Raw genomic sequence first — 20818 nt, forward strand, 5'->3', positions numbered from 1 at the left:
GAGCGAGCTTCCAATACTAAGCAGCTACCGCAGTAGTTACCGTTCTTTTCTTTTTTGACGTTTCGTTGCCAGATGCGAAAGAAGCCTTGGCTTTTCTCGTCTTACGAATGGCTCCACGTCCTTTAGTCAGCACAGGAATACCCTTGCCGACCAACTCCGTTCCAGAGTCTAAAAGTAAATTAATTGCTCGTTTCTTAATTACGATGCTGGCGTTTCGGTCAGCGTTGTCAACGTGTCCACAGTTAACGCAAGAAAACAATTCCTGTGTCTTACGGTTGTCGGGGTGAGTGTGGCTGCAATTTGCACACTCTTGACTCGTATGATGTGCAGGCACTTTGAATACAGCCTTACCTGCTTTTGCCGCTTTGTAGCGGATGTAGGTTTCCAGATAGTGCCAGCCTACGTTGAGAATGGCTTTGTTCAGACCGGCTTTCTGTTTTGCTTTGTTGGATATGAATTTGCCGCTTCTGTCTTTCTTAGCCTTTGGCTTGCGGGTCATATTCGAGGTTTTTAAATCCTCAAAAATAATTACTTTAGCCTTGCTATCGACCATTTTACGGCTGGTCTTGTGACAGAAGTCATTTCGGATATTGGCTATTTTCCTGTGGTGCCTAACTATCCTGTTTTTCGTTTCCCGGCGACGGTTCGAGCCTTTCTTTTGCTTGGCTAATCGTCTTTGAAGCCGCTTAACATGACGTTCACGCTTCTCCTTGCTGGCTTTCTGGTTGTCAGTGAAGTCGTATCTGTTTCCTCCTGTATGAACCGGAATAGCTACGCCACGATCTACACCAATAACATTTCTTTTCAGCCATTCTTTCGATGCACCCTTTAGGTACTCAAAATGGTCTTTGTCCGTTGCGGGTTCATCCGATCCATCGTCATAGCAGAAAGAAACGAAATAGTGTCCAGCTTCCTTTCTGATATAGATGGATTTTGGCTCATCGAATTGTCGGTGTGACTTGAAAGACAAATAGCCGATATTGTTGGTCTTTGTGCCAATGAATAAGCGGGTCACGCCGTCTTCACATACATCGAACCGGAACAGTTCTTTGGTAAGATAGACACTGCCCTTGTCTGTCTTGGGTTTACGCTTTGGCTTGCCACAAATTCCCTTCATGTGTTTCTGATAGGTTTGATACCAGTTGACCGCAGAGTTCCTGATTATTTGACTGGGACAATGATAGAGCCAAGGCGACAATTCTTTGCTTTTGAATTGTGCGGCTTTTTGATCGACGGGCGCAAAAGTACCTATCGGGCAATTTTTTTTTGCGTAGGTGCTGTAGTAACGGTGTTCGTCGCACTTGGCATTCCAGATAAACCGAGCGCAGCCCATCCATTGAGACAGAATCAGTCTTTGCTGATCTGTTGGATTGGCTTTGAGTCGGATACCCTGAAGCATTGCGACACCTATTGGGTTTGAGAAATCGATTATACCATGAAAAGAAGCAAGACTCGCGTCTTGCAAGAGCTTGACCCGCCTCTGAAGAAGCGGGATTGCGCTCTTAGTTTCGTTCAAAAACACATCACAAAATAGTGCAATTCGGGCATTGTTCAATATCCGGCATTCCCGGATCATCATCGTCGTCTGAATCTGCGTCCATATAGCCACTGCCGACCCGATACAAGGTCTGTCCCCGTAGATAAATTGGCTCCCGGTTCAGTATGTCAACCGGATGCTGTCCTCTTTCCCATCGCTTGCGATTGCGCACGGCTGCTTTAGCACTGGCCAGGTAACGCTGATATTCTTCACTGGATATTCGGTATCCCATAAACTCTTCAAGCTGGAGCCTGCTGAAAATCTCACTTTCATCAAGATTATCGAGCGTCTGGTCAATGGGTCCCAGCAGTGCTGCGGAAAGGTAAAGCCCAAGAGTGTAAGGAATCAGTCCGCCATGGTGGTTGTAGACCTCTTTTCGTTCTGAAAAATAATCGTCCACCACCTGTATCCGCCCCAGGCTGTTATCGCTATCCAGTTTGTTCATCCATTTTATACAGCTTTTCTTGTTAGTACATGGCATCAGGCCAATAGGAAAAAAGTCAGCTCTGGCTTCTCTCCGGATGCGCTTGACCAGCTGGATAAACCCCTCGATGCCATAAACCTCATCTGCATAATCCGATGGTTCTCCATCGGTAAAAATATAAGCGACAGTTTGTCTTTGTTGTAGCCTTGCCTGATCGAAACTGTCTCTTAAAGCGCCATTAAGTGGTGTGCCATATGAAGGTCGAATGGAATCAACGAAATCGCGCAATGCTGCTTCCTTGTCTCTCACTTTCATGTCACCAGGAATACTTTGAGTTTCAGCCGCATTCAGGCAGCGTATTGTTATGCCCTGAGCAGAAACTGCAGCCAGCAGCGGAATGATGGCACGAAGCCGAAACTTCAGCTCGTCCATTCTTGTTAGCTGGATGGTACCGCTTTCCTCATATGACAAACCGGTATCAGGCTCCCCCATAGAACCGCTGTCGTCGATGATCAGATCCAGATGATACTCCCGCAGTTTGGAAAACTTACTGGTGATGCCAACCGGAATTTCCAGCAGCGATGCTGCTCCTAACACTGCGGCCTGAGACTCTCCCAGTAAGTCCAGTTGTTGAGTGGAATCAGGAAGATGATTAATGCCTGTGCCTGCAACCCGGGGGTTGACCTTCAACACCTGGATGACATCAGAAGCAATCGGCAGTGTAGGTTCCCAAGCCAGCCCACCAGAGCGGATAACCAGTGTTTGCTGTGTTCTCTCTGCCAGCGGGATATAACCGCCATTTTCAATCGCTTCTTCATAGCTTGGTGGTGCATCGGAGGGCGGTGCGGAAGGAGCCTTTGACGTTGAACCACTATTCTGGTTCTGACTGGGTAACGAAAGCACACCTTTTATGGAACCTTGATAGACATAGCCGGTGTCCAGCTCAAACTGGCTGTCATTTTTATCCCGCTCCATTTTAAGCCTGTCGTCATTATTAAAGTTGTCCTGAGTACGCGCAAATGGCAGCTTCAGGGTGTCATCCGTTTTATCCCGAAACGCTGCTGCCTGCTTTTGCCGATAAACCTGCTGGCCTTTAAAATCATCCGGATCAGCCGGGGGCCCTGGTACAGTGGCAGTTTTCTGGTTTTCTCTTTGCAGGATTTCAGCAATCTGACTTCTATTGTCATCCGGTTCAGACCATTCAAATTCAGAAACATCCTGTTCTTCGAATGCCTTTAGAGCTTCGTTTACCCTTTCCCTGTCTTCTTCCCAGAGTTCAGGCCGTGGTTTTTGTATCAACGAATTTGGTATCTGCCCCTTACTGTCAGTTTTTTTTTCAGAGTCATCGGGCGGCAGAAGTATGCCATTATGCTCAGGCATACTGTGGACCAAGTCGGGAAACATGGGTAACTTCAGCAATTGTGCCGGGTCCGCCCCACGAATAAAGGGCATACTGCCAGAATGGCCTGAGCCGAAAGCTCCAAAAGCCAGCTTTGCTGGCCGGTCAGAATGAGTCTGGCACCAGCCCTGAGCGGGCAACCATAGAAGGCAGAGCAGCAACACTTCTCGAATCCGATATAGATTCCAGGCCATTATTTCATTCCTCTTTACCGTAAAGCGGTTGTGTTAATGGGAAACTTTCTGTGCTGCAGCCAGATGACTATAGAAACTAATAACTGACTCACAAGGTCAGGTACTCAGTCATTCACTTTTGATTCAGCTTGGGGGGCCGGATATAAACTTCTGAAACAGCTTATATCCGGCTAAATAGGATGGGTAAGACCTGCCAGCCTGACGGTTTAAGTCGACTCAGGCATTGGTTGCCACAAAGTACCTTGGATCTTCTATCACATTCACTTCCACCAGATTACCTGCACGCCTGAGTAACTGCCGGCAGTCAGGACTAAGGTGCAACAGGTGCAGGGTTTTACCCGAGTTAAGGTAACGCTCTGCCAGTGTATCAATGGCTTCCAGGCCGGAATGGTCACATACTCTGGAGTCAGCAAAATCAATGATAACGTCTTTGTTTGCCTGCTGTGGCTTAAACTGCTCAAGGAATGTGGTCGTCGAACCAAAGAACAATGGACCATGAATTTTGTAGACGGTCGACCCTTTATGGTCTTCCTTCTTTTCAACCCGAATATGTTTTGCATGCTCCCAGGCAAAGACCAGTGCCGATACGATAACGCCGGTAATAACCGCTACTGCCAGATCCGTCAGTACCGTCACAACCGACACCAGCACCAGAACAAAAGCATCGCCTTTCGGAATTTTGTTCATGATACGCAGGCTACTCCATTCAAAAGTGCCAATCACAACAATAAACATCACACCGATCAGGGCAGCGACAGGAATTTGCTCAATCAATGAGGAAGCAAAAAGAATAAACACCAGCAAAAACAGCGCTGCTGAAATGCCAGATAAACGACCGCGACCGCCAGAGTTCACATTGATCATGCTTTGTCCGATCATGGCACAGCCACCCATACCACCAAAGAAGCCCGTGGCAATATTTGCCACACCCTGACCAATACACTCACGATTGGAACTACCGTGGGTTTCGGTAATTTCGTCCACCATTCTCAAAGTGAGCAATGATTCAATCAGGCCGATTGCTGCCAGTACCAGGGAATACGGCAGAATAATCCACAATGTTTCAAGGTTGAAAGGCACCGCCGGGATACTGAATGTTGGCAGCCCGCCCGCAATACCAGCGACATCGCCGACTGTTCTGGTATCGAGCCCGAAAGCAAACACCAGAAGGCTCACAACAACAATGGCCACCAGAGAGGAAGGAACCGCAGTGGTCAGTTTGGGCAGGAAATGAATGATGGCCATGGTCAGGGCAACGAGACCAACCAGCATATAAAGCTCAACTCCCTCAACCCATGCGACATCCAGAACACTGCCTTCCAGGAAGGTGCCATTGAGCCATCCGGCTTCACCAGCTACTCCGAACTGTCCCAGCTGGGCAAGAAAGATAACAATGGCAAGACCATTCACAAAGCCCAGCATCACCGGGTGTGGAACCATTCGTATAAATTTACCCAGCTTTAAAGTCCCTGCCAGCACCTGAATAATGCCCATCAATACGACAGTGGCAAACAGGTACTGCACCCCATGATCCGCGACCAGCGATACCATGACAACGGCCAGTGCCCCTGTGGCTCCGGAAATCATGCCGGGTCGCCCGCCGATAACAGCGGTAATCAACCCCACCATGAAAGCAGCATACAAGCCTACCAGGGGTTCAACACCTGCAACAAAAGCAAAAGCAACGGCTTCGGGAACCAGGGCAAGAGCAACGGTTAAGCCGGAAAGCAGGTCACTTTTCAGACTCGCTGCTTTATTGGCAGTTAATTCAATCACTGTATATTCACCAGAAAAATCAAGTCATTCTCTGCTATCGGCGGGAAATCGTGTCGTACAAGAAAGGTGCAGAGAACAGTAGGGTTATTTTTTGAACAGGCATTTTAGACGAAAGGATAATCAATAACAATTGCAGCCAATCCCCTGTAAGCACCTCCGGATCAACCTGAGGTCAAACAGGTTTCAATCAGAACCCGCCGTGAATATATGTTCTTTTCTGGCAAAACTTGACACACATCCATAAAACAACCGTTCACTGGCGTTATAGTCGAACCATCATCCACCGGAAGTTACAGGGATTGTAACCAGAAGAAGGAACTGCGCAGTAACCCTGATCAACCGTTACTCATTACAAAAATACAGGAGGGGGCTATATGACCAGCCTTACTGATCCAAAAGATACACACCTCGATATGGACATCCACGCCGGTTATCTGCCGGAAGCGAGGGAGCGACTGTACCAGCTTACTGCTCTTATCCATAAGATCGAAACCGATCCCTGCCTGATTGAGTACGAAACCGAAATTTTTGAAAAAGACACGGTTATCCACGCCCATTTCGATTTCTGCTGTGCCGCAGAAAAACTGATTTTTCAGTTAAACACCGAATTTAACAGTAAATATAAACAGCTGGCTGAGGATGCCTGAGCGAACGTCCCAATCTACGACAGAGGTGGAAGCAGGGCAATTCTTGTCTTTTGCTTCCCTAAAAGTGCATGACAGAGCTTCCCTGCCTGCAAGTTACTGCCGGTTCAGCAGTTGCTGAACCATGCCTTTGAGATCAGATATATCGGTCTTTATGATGGAGATCTCAGTCTTTACAGTGGATACATCATTTTCGAGAATCAGCATTCGGGTTTCCAGTGCGACCAGGTGTGACTGCTGTTTCTCCAGCCTGGCTTTGATCTCGGCATTGCCGACGGACAGCTCTTCGACCAGAAAATAGGTTTTGTCGAGCTTTTCCCTGATTTTATCCTGCATGTCGTTCCAGACTTTATGCTGGTTTTCATCCTGGTATAACCGACAGTCTCCGCCTTTACGGCGAAGCGGTTTGGTTTTTCTAACTCGAATAATAGCCCTTCCCGATGCTTGTCTTTCCTCCGCTGTGAGTGGTCATTTTATAGAAATTGATTTTGCCAGAGGACAATGTTAAAACCCAATCTTTGGCGGCCATGTTAGTGTACCCAGACATTCCTATTCTTTTACCTTCCTGCTCCCACTTTCCAGCTTTAATATGAGCCATAGCCTCGTATTCACACATTTTACAATGTATGTTGAACCAGGGATCGCAAATCCAATAGCTGTCATTTTTATGCCTGGAAAAGTCACTCAATGGTATGGAGCGATCGTGAAAAAAGGTTGTATTGGCCAACAGGACAAACAAATGCTCTTCATGCTCCACCAGCCATATATCAGGCATCGATATCTTAACACCGTAATCTATGGCAACAAGAGCATATTCGTAGCAATTGCCCGCCCTGTCCGAAGGGGCGAAACTGTACAGCATTTCCAGTATTTTCTTATTAGTTTGTTGTCTAAAAGAATATACCTTCCCATCGGCTTGTATCGCATTTATCCCGCGCTTGTCTTTTCTTTCTTGACTGGCGTTTCCATAAGAATCAGAAAAAAATTTGTTAGATGCTTTTAAAGACTCTTTAAAAAAATGTCTTGAATATATTAACAGATGCTTTGAATTGATCATTTCCTGCATACACTACCCTCATACGTCGTACTGTCTACGTTGGATATAAGTGCCTGAATGGTACGATAGTGGTCTGTTACCGCTGTCAGGAGTTAATTGATGCTCAATCTTGATAATACGTTCTGGTGGTTGGCATTGAAACCCATATCTGTGTTTATCAGACGGCATTACGGCGAAGCGGTTTGGCTTTTCTAACTCGAATAAATTATCTTCCCGGCGGTTGTCCTTGTTCCGTCGTGAGAGGTCATTTTATAGAATTTCATTTCGCCAGAGTACAATTTTAAAAGCCAGTCTTTTGCGTCTGTGTTATTGTGCCCGGGCATTCCTATTCTTTTTCCTTCCTGCTCCCACTTTCCAGCTTTAAAATGAGCCATAGCCTCGTATTCACACATCTTACAATGTATGTTGAACCAGGGATCGCAAATCCAATAGCTGTTATTTTTATGCCTGGAAAAGTTACTCAATGGTATGGAGCGCAGGTGAAAAAAGGTTGTATTTGCCAACAGAACAAACACATGTTCACTATGGTTCACCAGCCATATATCAGGTATCGATATCTTAACACCGTAATCTATGGCAACAAGAGCATATTCGTTGCAATTGCCCGCTCTGTCCGAAGGGGCGAAACTGTGCAGTATTTCCAGTATTTTCTGATTAGTAGCTTGTGTTCTAAAAGAAAGTATCCTTGCTCTGGCTTGTGCCGCATTTCTCCCGCGCTTGTCTTTTCTTTCTTGACTGGCGTTTCCATAAGAATCAGAAAAGGTTTTGTTACCCGCTTTTAAAGACTCTTTAAAAAAATTTCTTGAATATATTAACAGATGCTTTGAATTGATCATTTCCTGCATACACTACCCTCATGCGTCGTATTGTCTGCGTTGGATATAAGTGCCTGAATGGTATGATAGTGGTCTGTTACCGCTGTCAGGAGTTAATTGATGCTCAGTCTTGATAATACGTTCTGGTGGTTGGCATTGAAGCCCATATCTGTGTTTATCAGACGGCATTACGGCGAAGCGGTTTGGTTTTTCTAACTCGAATAAAACATCTTCCCGACGGTTGTCCTTATTCCGTTGTGAGTGGTCATTTTATAGAATATCATGCTGCCAGTGGACAATGTTAAAGGCCAGTCTTTTGCGGCGGTGCCAGTACACCCGGGCACTCCTATTCTTTTTCCTTCCTGCTCCCACTTTCCAGCTTTAAAATGAGCCATAGCCTCGTATTCACACATTTTACAATGTATGTTGAACCAGGGATCGCAAATCCAATAGTTGTCATTTTTATGCCTGGAAAAGTCACTCAACGGTATGGGGTGCAGGCTAAAAAGGGTTGTATTTGCCAACAGGACAAACGCATGATCACTATGGTGTACCAGCCATATATCAGGCATCGATATATTAATACCGTAATCTATGGCAACAAGAGCATATTCCTCGCAATTGCCCGCTCTGTCCGAAGGGGTGAGACTGTGCAGTATTTCCAGTTTTTTCTGATTAGTTTGCTTTCTAAGAGAAAGTATCCTTGCATCGGCTTGTACCGCATTGCTCCCGCGCTTGTTTTTTCTTTCTTGACTGGCGTCTCCATAAGAATCAGAAAAAAATTTGTTAGATGCTTTTAAAGACTCTTTAAAAAAATTTCTTGAATATATTAACAGATGCTTTGAATTGATCATTTCCTGCATACACTACCCTCATGCGTCGTACTGTCTGCGTTGGATATAAGTGCCTGAATGGTATGATAGTGGTCTGTTACCGCTGTCAGGAGTTAATTGATGCTCAATCTTGATAATACGTTCTGGTGGTTGGCATTGAAGCCCATATCTGTGTTTATCAGACGGCATTACGGCGAAGCGGTTTGGTTTTTCTAACTCGAATAAAACATCTTCCCGAAAGTTGTCCTTATTCCTTTGTGAGTGGTCATTTTATAGAATTTCATTTCGCCAGAGGACAATTTTAAAAGCCAGTCTGTTGCGGCTATGCTAGTGCGCCCAAGCATTACTACTCTTTTTCCTTCCTGCTCCCACTTTCCAGCTTTAAAATGAGCCATAGCCTCGTATTCACACATCTTACAATGTATGTTGAACCAGGGATCGCAAATCCAATAGCTGTCATTTTTATACTTGGAAAAGTCACTCAATGGTATGGAGCGCTGGTAAAAAGAGGTTGTATTTGCCAACAGAACAAAAAAATGTTCTCTATGGCTCACCAGCCATATATCAGGCATCGATATCTTAACACCGTAATCTATGGCAACAAGAGCATATTCGTTGCAATTGCCCGCTCTGTCCGAAGGGGTGAGACTGTGAAGTATTTTCAGTATTTTCTGATTAGTTTGCTTTCTAAGAGAAAGTATCCTTGCATTGGCTTGTACCGCATTGCTCCGGCGCTTATTTTTTCTTTCTTGACTGGCGTCTCCATAAGAATTAAAAAAAAATTTGTTAGATGTTTTTAAAGACTCTTTAAAAAAATGTCTTGAATATATTAACAGATGCTTTGAATTGATCATTTCCTGCATACACTACCCTCATGCGTCGTACTGTCTGCGTTGGATATAAGTGCCTGAATGGTATTGAAGCCCATATCTGTGTTTACCAGACGGCATTACGGCAAAACGGTTTGGTTTCTAATCCAAAAACATCTGCCCGACGTGTGTCTTTGCTCCATTGTGAGCGGTCATTTTATAGAATTTTATTTCGCCAGAGGACAATTTTAAAGCCCACTCTTTTGCGGCTATGCTAGTGGACTCAAGCATTCCTATTCTTTTTCCTTTCTGCTCCCACTTTCCAGCTTTAAACTGAACCATAGCCTCGTATTCACACATCTTACAATGTATGTTGAACCAGGGATCGCAAATCCAATAGCTGTCATTTTTATACTTGGAAAAGTCCCTCAATGGTATGGGGTGCTGGCTAAAAAGGGTGGTATTTGCCAACAGGACAAACTCATGTACACCATGGTCCACCAGCCATATATCAGGCATCGATATCTTAATTCCGTAATCTATGGCAACAAGAGCATATTCGTGGCAATTGCTCACTCTGTCCTCAGGGATAAGACGATGCAGCATTTCCAGTATTTTCTGATTAGTTTGTTTTCTAAGAAACAATATTCTTGCATTGGCTATTATCGCATTTTCGTTACGTTTTATTTTTCTTTCCTGACCGGCCTCTCCATAGGAAGTAGAAAAGGTTTTGTTACCCGCTTTTAAAGAATCTTTAAAAAAATTTCTTGAATATATTAACAGATGCTTTGAATTGATCATTTCCTGCATACACTACCCTCATGCGTCGTACAGTCTGCGTTGGATATAAGTAGTGCCTGTCCGAAAACCCTCAAGCCCTTGAAAAACACAGCCTGAGGCCAAATATAATACTCGAAGATTTTCCCAGACAGGCTGTTTTCGAGTTTATGCGTCAAACCATTAATCCACAAATGCAGTTGGGCGAGGTTGATATCTCCGCCATCACATTCAACCCCAAGTCCAGAGATGATATTCCCCGGCTTTTGCGGGGCTTGCAGCACATATGGGTTACACCTGATCTGAGAGAGCAGGTCTTTCAAGTTCTTGAAAGTATGATTCCTGCCAGCAGTAATAATGGTCGTCCCGGTATGGATCTCTGGAACATACTGGTGTTTGGCACCCTGCGGCTGGTCACTAACTGTGATTATGACCGTCTTCAGGAGCTGGCCAATGAACACGGCACGCTACGGAAAATGCTTGGGCACGGTCCTTACTGCACGCACTCTTATCATATCCAGACATTGCAGGATAATATCAGCCTGTTCACGCCCGAAATACTGGACCAGGTAAACCAGATTGTCGTGGCAGCAGGCCATCAACTGGTTAAAAAAAAGATGAGCCGCTATATGGCCGTGCCGATTCGTTTGTAGTCAAGACCGATGTTCATTTTCCCACAGACATCAGCCTGTTAAACGATGCCTGTCGTAAGGCTATTGAGTTTGCGTCCACCCTGGCTGGCCAGTACCAGTTACCAGCGTGGCGTCAGCGGGAATACCTGAAAAAACAGCATCGAAAGCGCTATCACAAGGTGCGGAATCTGAAACATTCCGTTGCTGCCTGCGAGTTTAAACAGCGGTCACGTCAGCACGATATTGAAACGGCACACCTTGAATACATTAAGTACAGTCTCGACATTATCCGCAAGGCAGAAAGCACAGCTGCCCTGGTAGAAAAAAGCGCCCCCGATGAGTCTGCGCTGGAGAATCTCAAATACTACATTGCCCACAGTCGTCACCAGATTAATCTGATTTATCGTCGGGTGATCGAGCATCAGCAGATTCCTCACAGCGACAAGGTGTTCTCGATTTTTGAACCCCACACAGAATGGATCAGCAAGGGTAAAGCCGGAGTTCCTGTAGAGTTGGGGTTGCGGGTATGCGTACTGCAAGACCAGTTTGGCTTCACGCTGAATCACCATGTGATGCAAAAGCAGACAGACGATCAGGTTGCAGTGCCTATCGCAAAAGGAGCAAAACAACGCTTTCCCATGCTGAGCCAGGTCAGTTATGACAAAGGGTTCTGGAGCCCCGCCAACCTTGAGGAACTTGATGGCTTTCTGGAACGAACCATTCTGCCGAAGAAAGGCAGGCTTTCCGCAGAAGACAAAAAACGAGAGCACCACCTTGAGTTTACCCGGGCAAAAAGAAAGCATTCCGCCGTAGAGTCTGACATTAATGCTCTGGAAGCCAATGGCCTCGATAAATGTCCGGACAAGGGCATTGATGCCTTCAAGCGCTATGTTGCCCTTGCGGTTGTGGGTGGCAACCTGAAGCGCTTGGGCAGGATTTTACAAGAACGGGATTTTTAGCCCTACTGACAGCAGTCTTTTGCCGTCCGAAATTTGATCATGGGTGCATGAGGGTTCTGCACGTTCGTAAAATGGCAGTTTTGGCTATTTTGCAAGCACTTTGATCAAGAAGTGCCCTATAAGCGAGACTCTGATAATGCTTGCGGAGCAGTTCTACTGTTTGATGAATGTCAGTGACTCAATTTTCATAGGTTTTCTGACAGGCACTAAGTACCTGAATGGTATGATAGTGGTCTGATACTGCTGACCTGGAGATTTATTGATGCTCAATCTTGATAATACGGTTCTGGTGATTGTAGATGTGCAGGGCAAACTGGCGACGCTGATGCACAAAAAAGACGCTCTGTATAAAAACCTTGCTGCCATCACAGCAGGCGCAAAAGAGCTGGACCTCCCTGTACTCTGGCTGGAACAGATTCCTCACAAACTGGGTCCAACCATTACCGAAGTGTCTGAACAGTTGTCCGGGCAGACTCCCATCAGTAAAAGTGCTTTCAGCGGTTGCGGTGAACCGGAGTTTATAAAGGCTCTGAAAGATACGGGGCGCAAACAGGTTCTGGTGGTTGGCATTGAAGCCCATATCTGTGTTTATCAGACGGCAGTGGACTTACATCAGGACGGTTTTGAGGTGGAAGTCGTGGCAGACGCCGTATCATCCCGCACCAAGCAGAACAAAATGATCGCTCTGGATAAACTGGGCAAAGCGGGCATCGGTATCACCAGTACTGAAATGGCGCTGTTTGAGCTGATGAAGACGGCAGATGCCCCTCAGTTTCGAACGATTGCCAAATTGATTAAGTAGCCAGCTCTTTATTTAGAGCTTACCTGTTTAAGTATACGCCGCGCCTGCTTCAGATGAGGCAGGTCCAGCATTCGCCCATCCAGCCCCACCGTACCAGCGCCTTTAGCATTGGCAAAAGCATCAACAACCCGCTGGGCATAAGCCACTTCATCGGTCGATGGAGTGAAGCACTGGTTGATGATTTCAACCTGATCGGGGTGTATCGCCAGCTTGCCGGTGAACCCTTCCAAACGCGCTCGCTCGCATTCAGCCCGCAGTTTTTTCTGGCTCTTGTAGTCGGAACAAATGCCGTCGATAGCCTGCATATTGCCCGCCGAAGCCACCAGCAGACAGTTAGCCCGGTTCATTCGGTGAATCAGAAAGTGAACGTCACCCTCATCACGGTTGGTGATCGCGCCGATATCGGCAGGCAGGTCCTCTGCTCCCCAGGTAAACCCTGACAGCCTGGGACTGGCAGTTATGAATGTGTTCTGGTTAATGGCACCAACCGATGACTCAGCCACACTCATAATATGAGTCGAGCCAACCACAAGATTATTTTGTACTTCCAGTGCCTTCAGATAATGATCAACCGTTTTAAAATCATCCGCATCGGAAGGTTTCGGCAGAAAAACACCAAACGGCCTGCCGGGCATTACAGCAACCAGATCGTTCAGTGTATGGGGTGAAGACAGACTGTTAACCCTGACCCAGAGTTGCACCCCTGACCTCTGCTGGTGAGCCTGTAGAAACTGCCGTACTTTTTCCCTTGCTGCTTTCTTATTGTTTTCTGCGACGGCGTCCTCAAGACAGAGAATAACGGCATCAGCACCGGAATTTTTTGCCTTCAACATTTTCTTGTCGTTATCACCAGGCACAAACAGGTAGGATCTGGCCAGCATGTTATTCTCCTGAATTCTTACCATCCAGACCGGAAGGTAGCCGCTGCAACAGCGCAGTACGAAGCATCGTACACACGATGTCACTGTGCTGGTTATAGACCCGGTGTTCGAACGTCACAATGCCGGCATTGGGTCGGGACTTGCTGGGACGTTTTTCCATGATTTCAGTTTCAACACTCAGGGTATCGTTGATAAACACCGGTTTGGGAAACTTCATTTCACCAAAGCCAAGGTTAACGACCAGCGTCCCCTGCGTCGTATCTTCTACCGAGACACCGCAGGCAAAAGACACGGTATACATACTGTTAAACACCCGCTGTCCAAACTCTGTTTTACTGGCGTATTCGGCATCCAGATGCAAAGGTTGCGGGTTGTGGGTAATGGCACAGAACAGCACATTGTCCGACTCGGTCACCGTACGGGACAAACGATGTTTAATAACCCGACCTATGTCACATTGCTCGTAATAAAGCCCAGGCATAACCGTTTCCTTCTTATCATTTCAACGTAACCCTTACATAAGATTACCCGCAAGGTATCACTGAAGGGAACACAAGCAGGGAGTACTTTAGCGTATAAGTGCGCAGAGTGTTCTGGATACATCTGCTACTATATCCCTGTGTTTACACCCAGCCAATGCAGGTTCCGGGCATTCCAATATGCAGCCAGAGCCTTTAAATTAAATAACTGACAAGAAAAAAAACAAGCAACGGGTTTAGCGATGAACAACGTCCCGCCTGTTCAGTCAGGTCAACAGCCTTTTAAAAAAGTGCTGATCGCCAACCGTGGGGAGATCGCCCTGAGAGTACTCAGGGCTCTGCAGCAGCTCAATATTGCTTCGGTCGCCATTTATCACCACAGTGACCAGCACTCCCCTGTCGTACAACAAGCTGACGAAACCATAGAAATCGTTGGCGACTCACCCTCTGCTGCACACCTCGACGGACAACAGATTATTGAAATCTGCCAGCAACTGAATGTAGAGGCCGTACACCCCTGTTACGGTTTCTTATCTGAAAACGCAGAATTTGCCCGAACACTGGAGCAGGCAGGCATTACTTTTATTGGCCCCAAAGCCGACATTATTGAGCTGATGGGCGACAAAATTACCTCAAGGGATTTTGTCGCCAGACACGGCTTTCCCGTCCCTCCTTCCGTGAACCTTGAACCGGACCACCCCGACTTCATCAGGCGCATTGTTGCCATGGGTTTTCCTGTGGTGGTCAAGGCTTCAGCCGGTGGTGGCGGCAAGGGCATGAGCATTGTTCACAGCCAGAATGAGCTGGAAGACGCACTTCGCATCGCGGCTTCAGAAGCAGAAAAATACTTTGGTGATAAACGGGTTTATATTGAGAAGTATTTTACCAGCGCCCGACATATCGAAGTGCAGGTTCTGGGCGACGGTCAGAGTGTTGTTCATCTGGGCGAAAGAGAATGTTCTGTTCAGCGACGTTTCCAGAAAGTGATTGAAGAAGCCCCCTCCCCGGCGCTGACCCCTGATAAACGTCAGGAAATCTGTAACACCGCAAAAGGCATTGCCCGGAGCGCAGGCTACAACAGCGCGGGTACGGTTGAATTTCTGTATACGTCAGAAGGCGATTATTTCTTTCTGGAGATGAATACCCGTATTCAGGTTGAACACCCGGTTACTGAAATGACGTTTAATGTGGACCTGGTGGCGGAGCAGATTCATATCGCAGCAGGCAAGCCTCTGTCCCTGAAGCAGGAAGCACTTGTCTCATCCGGTCATGCCATCGAATGCCGGATCTGTGCCGAAGATGCCTTTAACGATTTTATGCCCGCCACCGGCAAGGTGCTGTTTCTGAAAGAACCCGGTGGACAGGGCGTTCGGTTCGACAGTGGTCTGTATCTTAACCAGGCGATTACCAGCGCCTTTGACCCCATGCTGGCAAAGCTGATTGTTCATGCCCCTACTCGTCAGGAAGCCATTGAAAAAATGCGGCACGCGCTGGAAGAGCTGGTGATCCTCGGAGTGAAACATAATATTGATTATCTGGACGCTATATTGGGTCATCAGCAGTTTTCAGATGGCCATTTTGATACTGGCTTTATCAAACAATATGCCAGTGACCTTTCCGCTACTCAGCCAGAAAACTTACAGGAACTTCATGCCATTCTTGCCACAGCCCTGCTAGGCGAACGTAGCAACCGGCTGTTAGCGGAAGCAACGCCTGACCTGCACGCAGCCATTGGACGCTGGAGGAACTGATGCAACCCAAATTTCTATTTAATGGTTCGGTCTACTCAGTGACTCCAGTCCGTAAACACCATTCAGCCCTGTTGGAAATAGACAACCACCGGGTCACCGCCGGATTGCAATGGTTCAGTCCAAATGATGCACAGTTAACTCTGAATGAAAACAGTCAGCAGGTTTACATCGCTCAGGATGAACAACAGCTCTTCATTCATATGGGTGGTAAAACCTGGTATCTCGAATGCATTGATGAGTTCAGTGAGGCTGCTTCAGAGGGTGGCTCTGCCAGCGGCAGGGTAATCGCCCCTATGCCCGGAGTCGTTATTGAGCTGAATACTGCGGTGGGGCAGTGCGTAAAAGAAGGCGACTGTCTTTTACTGATTGAAAGCATGAAGCTGCAAATGGCTATTCGTGCCACAACGTCCGGTACGGTTGAAAGCATTCATGTTAGTGGTGCGGGCGACAGCTTTGAAAAAGGCTCGGTTCTGGTGGATATCGTCGGGGAGGCATCACCATGAGAAGACTGCAAACCCGTATAAACACTCAGTCATCCGAGTTCAAACAGTACCGGGCTTACAATAAAAAAATACTGACAGAGTTTCACCAGAAACAGGAAGCCGCTCGCTTTGCCCGTCCGGAAAAAGATATCCAGCGACTGAAAAACCAGAACAAAATGCTGCCCAGAGAACGGTTAGAACTTCTACTCGATCCGGGTACTCCGTTTCTGGAGCTTTCTTCACTGGCTGCCAACATGGCTTATGACGGCATTGCTCCGTCAGCCGGGTGCATTACCGGCATCGGGGTTGTAGGTGGACGGGAGGTCTTAATCAATGCCAGTGACAGCTCTGTCAAAGGCGGTGCCTGGTTTCCATTAACCGTTAAAAAAACGGTTCGGGCGCTGGATATTGCCATTGAAAATCAGTTGCCCGTCATTCATCTGTGCGACAGCGCCGGTGGTTACCTGCCCATGCAGTCGGAATTTTTTGCTGATAAATATATGGCGGGAAGGATTTTCCGTAATCAGACGCAGCTGTCCAGACTCGGTTGTAAACAGCTGGCACTGGTCTTTGGTCATTGCACGGCAGGCGGCGCTTATATTCCCAGCCTGTCCGACTACTCTGTGATTGTTGACGGTACCGGCGCTGTTTTTCTGGGTGGTCCGCCCCTGGTGAAAGCGGCTACCGGTGAAGACGTTACAGTGGATGAACTGGGCGGTGCCCGCATGCACACCTCGGTGTCCGGTACCTGTGATTATTTCGCCAGTAACGAGAAAGAAGCCATTGCCATCGGACGGGAAATCGTTGCCCAGTGGGAGCAGAAACCTAAATTCAATCTGCAACAGGAACCTCCTGAAGAGCCTTATTACGATCCATCTGAACTGTATGGCATCCTGCCTGATGACATTAAGAAACAGTTTGATATGCGCGAAGTCATTGCCCGAATAGTAGACGGAAGCCGTTTTTCTGAATATCAGCCGGATTATGGCAATACGCTGGTGTGTGGCTACGCCAATATCTGGGGTTACAAGGTCGGGATTCTGGGGAATAACGGCGTACTGTTTAACGACAGTTCACTGAAAGCGGCACACTTTATACAGCTGTGTAACCAGAACCATGTGCCACTGGTGTTCCTGCAAAATATTACCGGCTATATGGTGGGTAAAGAGTATGAACGCCGGGGCATTGCCAAAGACGGTGCCAAAATGATTATGGCACAGGCGTGTTCCGATGTTCCCAAGTTCACCATAATGACCAATGGTTCCTTTGGAGCAGGCAATTATGGCATGTGTGGCAGGGCATTTGATGCCCGCACCCTGTTCAGCTGGCCAAATAGCGAAACCTCAGTGATGGGGGCCGATCAGGCGGCAAATACCCTGGCCACCATAAAACTGAAACAGTTGCAGCGGGAAGGTATAGAGCCTGACCCGGAAGAGCTGGAAGCCATTCGTGCCTCGGTGCTAGCCAGTTACGAAAACCAGACCAGTGCCTACTACACGTCGTCCGAGCTTTGGGACGACGGCATTATCGATCCGGTGGATACCCGAAACGCACTGGCGCTGTCGATCAGTGCTTCACTGAACGTACCTTTTGGTGATCCCCGCTATGGTGTGATGCGGTTTTAACAGTTCGAGGATGAATAATTATGAACAGCTCAGCTAACAGCCATGCTTTTGCTCTTACCCCTGACCAGCAAAACCTGATGGATCATGCCGATCGTTTTTCCCGGGAACAACTCTATCCCCTGTGTGAAAAGATGGATAATGAAGAGTGGTGGCCTCAGGATACCTTTAAGGAAATGGGCAAACTGGGTCTGCTGGGTGTCACGGTACCGGAACAGTATGGCGGTGCAGGCTTGTCGATACTCGAAGCCGGTTTGATTCTGCAGGCAATATCGCGCTGGAACCATGCCTTTGCACTGAGCTGGGTAGCCCACGACAACCTTTGTGTGAACAGCCTGTATAACAATGGCAGTGAAATGATCCGGCAGAAGTATCTGCCAAAGCTTTGTTCCGGTGAGTGGACAGGCTGTCTGGGCTTAACCGAACCGGGTGCCGGTTCCGACGCGCTGGGCTCCATGAGGACAAAAGCCGTTCGGGATGGGGGTGAATACATTCTTAACGGCTCCAAGATTTATATTACCAATGGCCCTGTTGCCGATATCTGCCTGGTGTACGCCAGAACTCAGCCTGACCGGGGTTCCAAAGGTATTACGGCATTTGTCGTTGAAACCGGTTCACCCGGATTTAAAGTGGCTCAAAAGCTGCAAAAGATGGGATTCCGGGGCAGCCAGACCGGTGAGCTGGTCTTTGAAGACCTGCGTGTTCCGGTGGAAAATATTGTCGGAGAAGAACATGAGGGCCACAAGGTCGTGATGAGCGGCCTGGATGTTGAGCGTGCCATGATTGCCCCGATTAATGTGGGTATTGCTGAGCGCACGCTGGAACTGTCGGTGGATTATGCCCAGACCCGTGAGCAGTTTGGCAAAACCATTGCCAGCTTTCAGATGGTTCAGTCACGGCTGGCCGATATGTACGTCTGGGTCGAAACCATGAAAACCTTCTGCTGGCAGGTACTGGCGGAAGTCTCCAATATTGATGAAACCACCGCAGGCCGGGGTGAAATTCATGCCCGCACTGCGGCCTCCATCATGTATTGTGCCGATATGTGCAACCGGGTTTTAGACAACGGTGTACAGATACACGGTGGAACGGGCTATATCTGGGAATCGGAAATAAACCGGCTGTTCCGTTCCACCAAATTACTGGAAATCGGTGCAGGCACCACCGAGGTTCGCAAAATGATTATTGCTGGCGAGCTGTTAAGCGATCAGTAGGTTCACACCAGAGGTAACAGATAGAAAATCCCCTGCCAGGTTATTGCCAGAAATCTGGCGGGAGCATCAATAGCCAGAAAAATCGATACAATCAGCGGTAGGCTGACCACTGCTGTCTGTCATCCTGAAAGTGACCATAGTGCCGATAGACAACCTTTGGCACCATTGGGTTGCAGGTTCATTATAATTAGCATCGATCTGTATTTCCTTACCCTCATACTCCCATTGGGTAGATTTCAAGTTAACCATCACACCATACAGGTGCATTTTGCAATGGATGTTAAACCATGGGTCGCACACCCAATAGTTATAATTTTCATACTGGCAGAATTCACTTAAAGTCAGCATAGCGTTCAAACCCGGATCAGCTGCCAATACTAAAAATTCGTGTTTATCATGAAGGACTAACCATATATTTTGAATCTTGTTTTCAAGCCCATGTTTCAGGGCAACTCCAACATACTCACCGCAATTACCAGCTCTTGCCTCTCTGGGGAGAGAGCCTAAAAAATCATGAACAGAAAATCTGTTGTATGTTTTCCTGAAGTCCCTTATCAAATCAGAGGATATTTCAGAATGATTCTTGCGTCTCAGTTTTCTTGACGGTTCAGCTGCCCCATAAGACATTGAGTAGATTTTGTTACCTGTCTTAAAGGAATCTTTGAAAAATAAGCGTGAGTAGTCCAGCAGGAGTCTTGCATTTTCCATTTCGTTCATAGGCTGCCAACTTGCTGTGCATTAAATGAAGCAAATGCTGTTAGCGTAGACACATATACTTATCCCGGCTTTAGCAATCTCCCCGCCCGGGCCCTTGAGGCTAGATTCTTTAGTGAGTACAGTCTCTTGGCATTTTGTCTGGCTGGGTCCTTTGTTTACCCCTGAGACCTTTCGGAGTGTCCTTCTGGGGATGGAGTAGAGTTATACAAGCAGCGACTAACGGGAAAGCCCCCGCAGGTTATTGCCAGAAACCTGACGAGAGCATCATCTGGAAAAAAAATCGTACAAATCATCGGTAGGCTGTCCGTTGTTGTCTGTCATCCTGTAAATTGTCATATCGTTGACAAACAACCTTTGACACCACAGGGTTGCCCGCTCACTATTATAGACATCCTTATATATTTCTTTACCCTCAGACTCCCATTGGCAAGATTTGAAGTTAGCCATCAGTCCATACAGGTGCATTCTGCAATGGATATTAAACCACGGGTCGCATACCCAATAGTCACAATTTTCATATTGGCAAAATTCATTTAATGTTAGTGTGGCACTTATTCCAGGGTCAGCTGCCAATATTAAAAATTCATGTATTTCATGATCAGCCACCCATATATTTTCAATCCTGTTTTCAAACCCATATTTCAGGGCTATGCCACAATATTCCTCGCAGTTACCAGCTCTTGCCAGCTGGGGGGAAGAGGTTAGAAGCTGGAGTGTATCGAAGTTGTCGTACGTGTCTCTGTAGTAACCTACCAAATCGTTGGCCACTTCAGAATAATTTATACGCGCCATTTTTCTTAACAGCGTGGCTGTGCCATAAGACATTGAGTAGGTTTTGTTCGATGTTTTAAAGGAGTTCTTAAAAAATAAACGGGAGTAGTCCCGCAGGAATCTGGCATGTTCCATTTCGTTCATAAACTGTCAGCCTGCTTTGTATTGAATGAAACGACTTCTGTTAGCGTAGACACATATAATTAATCCGACTTTAGCAACCTCCCCGCCCGGGCTCTTGAG

The 20818-nt window shown here is 47.1% G+C and carries 19 protein-coding genes and 1 pseudogene; 7 read left to right on the forward strand and 13 right to left on the reverse strand.

What is annotated here, in order from left to right:
• Window positions 1-16: 16 nt before the first annotated feature.
• The 3 genes from NX722_RS19505 to NX722_RS19515 form a co-directional block, all read right to left on the reverse strand.
• Entirely contained in the window at window positions 17-1399 is a 1383-nt protein-coding gene (locus NX722_RS19505) for an RNA-guided endonuclease InsQ/TnpB family protein (protein ID WP_262564530.1), read from the reverse strand.
• A gap of 124 nt (window positions 1400-1523) precedes the next feature.
• Window positions 1524-3554: a vWA domain-containing protein gene (locus tag NX722_RS19510; RefSeq protein WP_262564531.1), complete on the reverse strand. Its 2031-nt coding sequence runs from the start codon at window positions 3552-3554 to the stop codon at window positions 1524-1526.
• Window positions 3555-3770: 216 nt separating this feature from the next.
• Window positions 3771-5330: a SulP family inorganic anion transporter gene (locus tag NX722_RS19515; protein WP_262564532.1), complete on the reverse strand. Its 1560-nt coding sequence runs from the start codon at window positions 5328-5330 to the stop codon at window positions 3771-3773.
• Between the two features lie 374 nt (window positions 5331-5704).
• Here NX722_RS19515 and NX722_RS19520 point away from each other — a divergent pair, with 374 nt between their 5' ends.
• Entirely contained in the window at window positions 5705-5977 is a 273-nt protein-coding gene (locus NX722_RS19520; RefSeq protein ID WP_262564534.1) for a YfcZ/YiiS family protein, read from the forward strand.
• A gap of 93 nt (window positions 5978-6070) precedes the next feature.
• On the opposite strand, the gene NX722_RS19525 is transcribed toward NX722_RS19520, so the two are convergent.
• From NX722_RS19525 to NX722_RS19550, 6 genes are all read right to left on the reverse strand, one after another.
• Window positions 6071-6310, reverse strand: coding sequence for a hypothetical protein (locus NX722_RS19525; protein WP_262564535.1), 240 nt, complete (start codon window positions 6308-6310; stop codon window positions 6071-6073).
• A 79-nt stretch (window positions 6311-6389) separates the two neighbouring features.
• A complete protein-coding gene (locus NX722_RS19530) occupies window positions 6390-7040 on the reverse strand; it encodes a hypothetical protein (protein WP_262564536.1) in 651 nt (216 codons plus the stop codon).
• A gap of 182 nt (window positions 7041-7222) precedes the next feature.
• Entirely contained in the window at window positions 7223-7876 is a 654-nt protein-coding gene (locus NX722_RS19535) for a hypothetical protein (protein WP_262564537.1), read from the reverse strand.
• Window positions 7877-8058: 182 nt separating this feature from the next.
• Window positions 8059-8709, reverse strand: a complete 651-nt coding sequence (locus NX722_RS19540; protein WP_262564538.1) for a hypothetical protein — start codon at window positions 8707-8709, stop codon at window positions 8059-8061.
• Window positions 8710-8891: 182 nt separating this feature from the next.
• Window positions 8892-9542, reverse strand: a complete 651-nt coding sequence (locus tag NX722_RS19545) for a hypothetical protein (RefSeq protein WP_262564539.1) — start codon at window positions 9540-9542, stop codon at window positions 8892-8894.
• 108 nt (window positions 9543-9650) lie between these two features.
• Window positions 9651-10298, reverse strand: coding sequence for a hypothetical protein (locus NX722_RS19550; RefSeq protein WP_262564540.1), 648 nt, complete (start codon window positions 10296-10298; stop codon window positions 9651-9653).
• A 137-nt stretch (window positions 10299-10435) separates the two neighbouring features.
• Between NX722_RS19550 and NX722_RS19555 the strand changes: the two genes are divergently transcribed.
• Window positions 10436-11856, forward strand: a protein-coding gene (locus NX722_RS19555; protein WP_262563791.1) for an ISNCY family transposase whose coding sequence is annotated in 2 segments (ribosomal slippage) — window positions 10436-10880 and window positions 10880-11856 — 1422 coding nt in all. Because the reading frame shifts where the segments join, the coding sequence is not laid out codon by codon here.
• Between the two features lie 262 nt (window positions 11857-12118).
• Window positions 12119-12658, forward strand: a complete 540-nt coding sequence (locus NX722_RS19560) for a hydrolase (protein WP_262564541.1) — start codon at window positions 12119-12121, stop codon at window positions 12656-12658.
• 8 nt (window positions 12659-12666) lie between these two features.
• On the opposite strand, the gene NX722_RS19565 is transcribed toward NX722_RS19560, so the two are convergent.
• Both NX722_RS19565 and NX722_RS19570 read right to left on the reverse strand, forming a co-directional pair.
• Complete coding sequence (locus tag NX722_RS19565) at window positions 12667-13539, reverse strand: HpcH/HpaI aldolase/citrate lyase family protein (RefSeq protein WP_262564542.1); 873 nt, start codon at window positions 13537-13539, stop codon at window positions 12667-12669.
• A 1-nt stretch (window position 13540) separates the two neighbouring features.
• Window positions 13541-14026: pseudogene (locus NX722_RS19570) on the reverse strand (MaoC family dehydratase); the annotation flags it as partial.
• A gap of 234 nt (window positions 14027-14260) precedes the next feature.
• Between NX722_RS19570 and NX722_RS19575 the strand changes: the two are divergent.
• Genes NX722_RS19575 through NX722_RS19590 form a run of 4 tightly spaced genes read left to right on the forward strand, consistent with a single transcriptional unit; the run spans window position 14261 to window position 19087 of the window.
• Window positions 14261-15769, forward strand: a complete 1509-nt coding sequence (locus NX722_RS19575; RefSeq protein ID WP_262564544.1) for an acetyl-CoA carboxylase biotin carboxylase subunit — start codon at window positions 14261-14263, stop codon at window positions 15767-15769.
• The gene (locus NX722_RS19580; RefSeq protein WP_262564545.1) at window positions 15769-16272 is read left to right on the forward strand and encodes an acetyl-CoA carboxylase biotin carboxyl carrier protein subunit; all 504 of its coding nucleotides are present in this window, start codon (window positions 15769-15771) and stop codon (window positions 16270-16272) included. The genes NX722_RS19575 and NX722_RS19580 overlap by 1 nt, the downstream gene beginning before the upstream one ends.
• Window positions 16269-17876 carry an acyl-CoA carboxylase subunit beta gene (locus NX722_RS19585; RefSeq protein WP_262564546.1) on the forward strand — a complete coding sequence of 536 codons (1608 nt, stop codon included), beginning with the start codon at window positions 16269-16271 and terminating at the stop codon, window positions 17874-17876. The genes NX722_RS19580 and NX722_RS19585 overlap by 4 nt, the downstream gene beginning before the upstream one ends.
• A 20-nt stretch (window positions 17877-17896) precedes the next feature.
• Window positions 17897-19087: an acyl-CoA dehydrogenase family protein gene (locus NX722_RS19590; protein ID WP_262564547.1), complete on the forward strand. Its 1191-nt coding sequence runs from the start codon at window positions 17897-17899 to the stop codon at window positions 19085-19087.
• Between the two features lie 66 nt (window positions 19088-19153).
• Here the strand turns inward: NX722_RS19590 and NX722_RS19595 are convergent, their stop codons facing one another.
• Both NX722_RS19595 and NX722_RS19600 read right to left on the reverse strand, forming a co-directional pair.
• Window positions 19154-19804: a hypothetical protein gene (locus NX722_RS19595; RefSeq protein ID WP_262564548.1), complete on the reverse strand. Its 651-nt coding sequence runs from the start codon at window positions 19802-19804 to the stop codon at window positions 19154-19156.
• A 264-nt stretch (window positions 19805-20068) separates the two neighbouring features.
• Entirely contained in the window at window positions 20069-20719 is a 651-nt protein-coding gene (locus NX722_RS19600; RefSeq protein WP_262564549.1) for a hypothetical protein, read from the reverse strand.
• Window positions 20720-20818 lie beyond the last annotated feature (99 nt).

The sequence above is a fragment of the Endozoicomonas gorgoniicola genome, assembly GCF_025562715.2.
GTDB classification, from domain to species: domain Bacteria; phylum Pseudomonadota; class Gammaproteobacteria; order Pseudomonadales; family Endozoicomonadaceae; genus Endozoicomonas_A; species Endozoicomonas_A gorgoniicola.